Source organism: Parvibaculum sp. (assembly GCF_035511255.1).
In the GTDB taxonomy this organism is placed as follows: Bacteria; Pseudomonadota; Alphaproteobacteria; order Parvibaculales; family Parvibaculaceae; genus Parvibaculum.
On the sequence record NZ_DATKFR010000239.1, the window covers coordinates 1 to 5,989 of the forward strand.

Annotated in this window: 6 protein-coding genes; all 6 read right to left on the bottom strand. The window is 62.5% G+C overall.

The features are described 5' to 3' along the window. Nucleotides 1-396 (bottom strand): biotin carboxylase N-terminal domain-containing protein (locus VMR03_RS09505; protein WP_325404561.1); only part of this gene is annotated, 396 nt, incomplete at its 3' end. 4 nt (nt 397-400) lie between these two features. Further along, nucleotides 401-1,273, bottom strand: a complete 873-nt coding sequence (locus tag VMR03_RS09510) for an Abi-alpha family protein (RefSeq protein ID WP_325404563.1) — start codon at nt 1,271-1,273, stop codon at nt 401-403. Continuing rightward, complete coding sequence (locus tag VMR03_RS09515; RefSeq protein WP_325404565.1) at nt 1,243-2,775, bottom strand: acyl-CoA carboxylase subunit beta; 1,533 nt, start codon at nt 2,773-2,775, stop codon at nt 1,243-1,245. Before VMR03_RS09515 ends, VMR03_RS09510 begins: the two co-directional genes overlap by 31 nt. Before the next feature lie 178 nt (nt 2,776-2,953). Beyond that, on the bottom strand, nt 2,954-3,751 hold the full coding sequence (locus tag VMR03_RS09520; RefSeq protein ID WP_325404567.1) for an ATP12 family chaperone protein: 798 nt from the start codon (nt 3,749-3,751) through the stop codon (nt 2,954-2,956). 10 nt (nt 3,752-3,761) lie between these two features. After that, complete coding sequence (locus VMR03_RS09525) at nt 3,762-5,549, bottom strand: AsmA family protein (protein WP_325404569.1); 1,788 nt, start codon at nt 5,547-5,549, stop codon at nt 3,762-3,764. Continuing rightward, nucleotides 5,546-5,989 (bottom strand): HAD-IA family hydrolase (locus tag VMR03_RS09530; RefSeq protein ID WP_325404571.1); only part of this gene is annotated, 444 nt, incomplete at its 5' end. The genes VMR03_RS09530 and VMR03_RS09525, both read right to left, overlap by 4 nt.

Consider the following 5,989-nt stretch of genomic DNA (forward strand, 5'->3'; position numbering starts at 1 on the left):
CGGCACGGTCGAGACCTTCGCGGCGTTCGCGAATTTCTTCGACTCGATCTTGTCGCCCATCGCCTCGATGGCCTTGATGTTCGGGCCGATGAAGGCGATGCCCTCTTCCTGGAGCGCGATGGCGAATTTCGGATTCTCGGAGAGGAAGCCATAGCCGGGATGCACCGCCTCGGCGCCCGTCTGCTTGCAGGCGTCGATGATCTTGTCGATCACGAGATAGGATTCGGCCGCCGGCGGCAGGCCGATGGCGACCGCCTCGTCCGCCATCTCGACATGCAGCGCGTCCTTGTCGGCCGTCGAATAGACGGCGACCGTCTTGATGCCCATCTTGCGCGCCGTCTTGATGACGCGGCAGGCGATCTCGCCACGGTTGGCGATCAGGATTTTCTTGAACAAGATGTTACCCCGTTATCGATTCAGCCAGCGCACCGGGTCGTTGGCATGCCAAATAAAAAGCCCCGCCAAGTGTTGTCATTGATGCGATGGTGGTAATTACGCAGTTTTTTCCGTCATCAAAAATTTCATTGTGCTGCTCGAATCGGATCAGCCCTAGGCTGTCGAGAATCGAATAGCCCAATGCATCCTTGTCTGAATATGAAGGATGATAAGAGGTATATTCCGTTGTTCCACCATCATCCTCAAAACGCAGCATGACCAACGCGCATACCTGAACACCCGGCCACTCAACATTCTGAAGGAAATTTCGCTCGCTCGCGTCAAAGTCATCAAAATCAAAATTCTCGAGCACAAGTGACTGGAGTCGGTCATTCATCGCAAAAATCCAATTGTCGGCAACTTGACTTGGACCGCCTAAAGTTGATCGCCCTTCATCACATATCGCTTTTAGAATTTGAGCACCGGCAGACGTCATCTTCGAAATAATGTCAGCATAAATCAGCATCTCCGGACGAAAATCCGTCGACGCAGAAAGAAGGAGTCTCGACCACATTTCCTGGAGGTCATCAGATTCTTCCTCCAAAGAACATTTCTCGATGAAGGGCAGAAGAAATTTCAACGGTGGCGTTGAAAGCTTAAGACCATTTTCATTCGCCAATTCTTTCGTGCGACGAAACACTCTCAATGCGGAATCGGTGCGATAGGCCCGAATCTTATCGCCGAGAAACCCAGCAATTTCCGTCACGGGCGAAAACAGGTCGATCACCGCATCAACAATACGACGAGACGAGTCTTCGGGAATTTCTGCCCGAACCGATACAGGAAATGTGGGTTCATCCGCCATCTTCAGAGCGGAATGTTGTCGTGCTTCTTCCACGGGGCCTCGACTTCCTTGTGGCGAAGGAGAGCGAGCGCCCGCGCGATGCGCACCCTGGTCGAGTGCGGCATGATCACCTCGTCGATATAGCCGCGTTCGGCGGCGACGAAGGGATTGAGGAAGCGGTCTTCGTAGGTCTTGGTATGGGCCGCGATCTTCTGCGCGTCGCCGATATCGGCGCGATGAATGATCTCGACGGCGCCCTTGGCGCCCATCACCGCGATTTCGGCGGTCGGCCAGGCATAGTTCAGATCGCCGCGAATGTGCTTGGAGGCCATGACGTCATAGGCGCCGCCATAGGCCTTGCGCGTGATGACGGTGATCTTGGGCACGGTCGCTTCGGTATAGGCGAAGAGCAACTTCGCGCCGTGCTTGATGAGACCGCCATACTCCTGTGCGGTGCCCGGCAGGAAGCCCGGCACGTCCACGAAGGTGACGATCGGAATGTTGAAGCAGTCGCAGAAGCGCACGAAACGCGCGGCCTTGCGGCTCGCGTCCGAGTCGAGAACGCCCGCGAGCACCATCGGCTGGTTCGCGACGACGCCGACGGTGCGTCCCTCAACGCGGGCAAAGCCCGTGATGATGTTCTTGGCGAAGGTTTCCTGCAGTTCGAAGAAATCGCCCTCGTCCACGACCTTCAGGATCAGCTCCTTCATGTCGTAGGGCATGTTCGGGTTCGCGGGGATCAGCGTGTCGAGCGACATCTCGATACGCTTCGGATCGTCGAAATAGGGACGCTCCGGCACGTCGTCGCGGTTCGACGAGGGCAGGAAGTCCATCAGGCGGCGGATCTGGCCGAGCGTGACGACGTCGTTGTCCCAGGCACCGTCGGCGACCGAGGATTTCACCGTATGGATCGAGGCGCCGCCGAGCTGTTCGGAGGTCACCGTCTCGTTCGTCACCGTCTTCACGACGTCGGGCCCGGTCACGAACATGTAGGACGTATCGCGGACCATGAAGATGAAGTCGGTCATGGCCGGCGAATAGACGTCGCCGCCCGCGCATGGCCCCATGATCACGGAAATCTGCGGGATCACGCCCGAGGCGAGCACGTTGCGGGTGAAGACCTCGCCGTACCCGCCCAGCGCATCGACGCCTTCCTGAATGCGCGCGCCGCCCGCATCGAAGAGGCCGATGATCGGCGCGCCATTGCGGAGCGCCATGTCCTGGATCTTCGTCATCTTCTTCGCGTGCGCCTTCGAGAGCGAGCCACCGAAGACGGTGAAGTCCTTCACGAAGAGATAGACGGGGCGGCCATTGATCGTACCCCAGCCGGTGACGACGCCGTCGCCCGGGATCTTCTGCTTCTCCATGCCGAAATCGTGGCAGTCATGCTCGACGAACATGTCGAACTCCTCGAAGGAGCCCTCGTCGAGCAACAGCTCGATGCGCTCGCGCGCCGTGAGCTTGCCACGCGCATGCTGAGCGTCGATGCGCTTTTGCCCGCCGCCCAGTCTGGCGACGTTCCTGCGCTCTTCGAGCTGGCGAATAATCTCTTTCATTCCGCCCCCTGATACTTCGGGCCGAACGATCCGGCCGGGCATTGTCGAGATGGTGGATGACCGGCACGGCGCGTCAAAAGGCCGCCGCCCGGCATCTCGCGAGGGCCTTGAATAGCACCCAAATCGACCGATTGCCAATGGCTTAGCGGACGGGGCTCTACCCCCGTTTTACGTAGCGTCAGGCGCCCTGGCGGTCCAGAAGTCCCAGAAAGCGAGCCGTGTCGAGCAGTTCGGCCCGCCGCCCGGCAAGCCTCGCCGCCTCGTCTTCGTCCTCGCCGCAAAGTTCGGTCTGCCAGGCTTCGTCGACATGCGCGGCGTCGAAAGCCTGTTCGGCGGTCAACCGCCCCTTGAGAAGCGCGAGCCCGATGACGGCCGACCCCGTCAGCGTCACCGCATTATGAAGCGCGGCCAGCGCGAAATCGTCGGCCTCGGCAATGGCGGCGCGAAGAGCGGCCAGCGCCGCCTCATCCTGTGCGACATGGATGATGCCCTCCGTCACGCTGAGTTCCGCGCCCAGCGCCTCCGCCGCCCAATCGACCAGCGGCGACCAGTGCGCCGCCTGCCGTCGGGCGAGCTCGACCGGATGATCTGCGCGATAGCAGACGAGGTCGGTCGCGGCAAAGCTCGCGATCTCGTCGATCACCTTGTCGCGACGCGGGGCCACGCGATCGAGCGCCGTGTTGGCGAGCTTCGTCAGCCACATGATGCGCGGATCGATCGTCTCCCCCTGCCCGGCCCACTCCCCGGCCATCGCCTCGGCCAGAGCCCGCGTCGGCACGACGAGCGGCGTCCGCGCCGGCGTCTTCACGCCGCGCCCGTCGAGCAGCACGGTGAACCCGTCGCCCAGCGGCGCCGCCGTCGCTTCCTTATAGAAGCGCTTGGGCAGCGGACGGAACGTATTGCGTCCCGGATGCTCGACCTGCTCGTTCAGACCGCGATTGCGGCCGAGATCGAAAATGGAATCGTCGTCACTCATGAAGTCACTTTTACTTGCCGAAAAGCCCGCCAATGCCCTTACCGATGCTGTCGACAGCGCCGCCGACTCCCTTGGCCGCGCCCGTCGCCGCGCCGCCAACGGCACCGCCGATGCCCTTGACCGTGCCGCCGATGCCGGTGTCCTGCGCCGCGGCGGATGCAAGCTTCGCACACCCTCCCGTGGCGGCGGCGCCATTTCCGCTGCTCATCAAAGGCAACAACGCCCCCACGCCACCGGTCAGCGCGACGCCCCCAACTGCCGTTGCAACGCCCGTGACGACACCGGCACGGTCCAGACCGGCCGAAGGCGCTGTCAGCGGTCCCGAAACGCGGATCGGGAAAGCGAGGCTGACGAGGCTCGGATTCTTCGGCTTCGGATTCAGCAGCAGATCGATCTGCTCGCTGCCGAGATTGATCGTACCGCTGCCCGTGGTGATGAGGCTGTCGGTTTCCACCGCCAGCGCCTTCGAGGTGCCGACGCCGCTCTGAAAGTTGAAGGCGCTCAGCGCACAGACGAGCTTTGCCTTGTCGCCGCTCGAACCGTTCGGAATGATCGCCTTGGCGAGGTCGTTCGAAACCAGCGCGAACATCTTGGAATTCACCGTCCCCTCGCCCGTCGCGAGATTGGTCTGACCGTTGAGGCTCGCGGCGATGTCGTGCATCGACTTGCCCCGGCCGGAGAGTTTCGCCGCGATGTCGGCCTTGGTGCTCAGGAGATCGGTGACGCCGAGATCGCTGAAGAGCCGCCCAAGGTCGATCGCCGTGGTGCGCGCGTCGAGCCCGACCGAACGCGCATTGCCGTTCGCCGTCACGGCGGCGTTGATCGGAACGCCGCGATAGGCGGCGCTCAGCGGCGCGTTGAGCTGCCCGTCCTTCAGTTCGAGCGGCAGCTTCACATCGGTGAGCTCGACCTTGCCGAAGATCAGCGACGCCACATTGACCGTCAGGTCCGCATTGGCCGCGTTGAGCTGGTCGAGCGGCAGCGGATCGCGGCTGAAGACCGGTCCACCCTTCGCCTTGCCCGATTTGTCGCCCGCCGCGAAAGGCGTTACGTCGAATTTCGGGCTCGACAGCGTACCGACGATGCTCGGCTTCGGCCCGCCGAGGCCGACGGCGATGTCGCCCTTCGCGCTGGTGCCGGAGATTGTCACCGTCGCGTCCTTGAAGGCGATCTCGCTCGCGGTCTGCAGCACGTCGGCGTCGAAGGCAACCGTCGAGCCGTTGACGTCGCCGGCGATCGTGGCGTGAACGCCCGCGCCCTTCGGATGGATCGAGACTTCGTCGAACGCGCCCTCGGTGACCTTCTTCGTCTTCCCGTCGCGATAGGCGACTTTCAGATTCTTGATGTTGACCTCCGGCATGCCGGCAAGCGCCGGTCCGCCGCCCTGCGCGGGCTTTGCGTCCGCCGGCTTCGCCGTACCGAATTCCCAGTTGCCCGTTCCCTGCGCATCGGTCTCGACATAGACGTCGGCGTTTTCGAGTTCGACGTCCTTCAGCGCCACCTGTCCCTTGAGCAGCGGCAGCACGGCGATCTTCAAGGCGAGCCTGTCGGCCTTGACCATCTGTGGCCGCGAGCCCCAATCGGCATTGGCGAAGCTCACCTTCTCGGCGATCAGTTCGGGTTCGAGCGAAATGCCGATATGGAGCGGGCCTTCGATCTTGAGATCGCGTCCCGTGGCCTGCTTTGCGGCGGCCTCGATTTGCGGCGCGAAGCGCCCGAGATCGACGAAACTCAGGCCGATGACGGCCACGACGAGAACGACGACGATAAGCAGCAGAATACGACCGATGGCTCTCATGTGACAATTTCCCCCGTGGGTGACGGCGTCCAGATCGTCTCCAGCGCGGGATGCAGCTCGGCGAAATCCGACAGAACGACCGAGGCGCCCGCCCGCGCAAGGCTATGGCCGGGATGATAGCCCCAATCGACGCCGAAGGCATGCGTCCCGGCGGCGCAGGCCATATGAATATCGTATGACGTGTCGCCGATCAGCACCGTATCGCGCGGGCCCGTTCCGGCTTCCGCCATGGCGCGCTCCAGCATCATCGGGTGCGGCTTCGAAGGCGCATCGTCCGCCGTCTGAAGGGTGGCAAAATAGCGGGCGAGATCGTGCTGTTCGAGGGCAAGGCGAAGCCCCCTCTGCGACTTGCCCGTGGCGATGCCGAGCATCAGATCGCCGCGCGCGGCCAGCCGTTCGATCGCTTCCCGCGCTCCGGGAAAAAGCGGTTCGGCAAGATC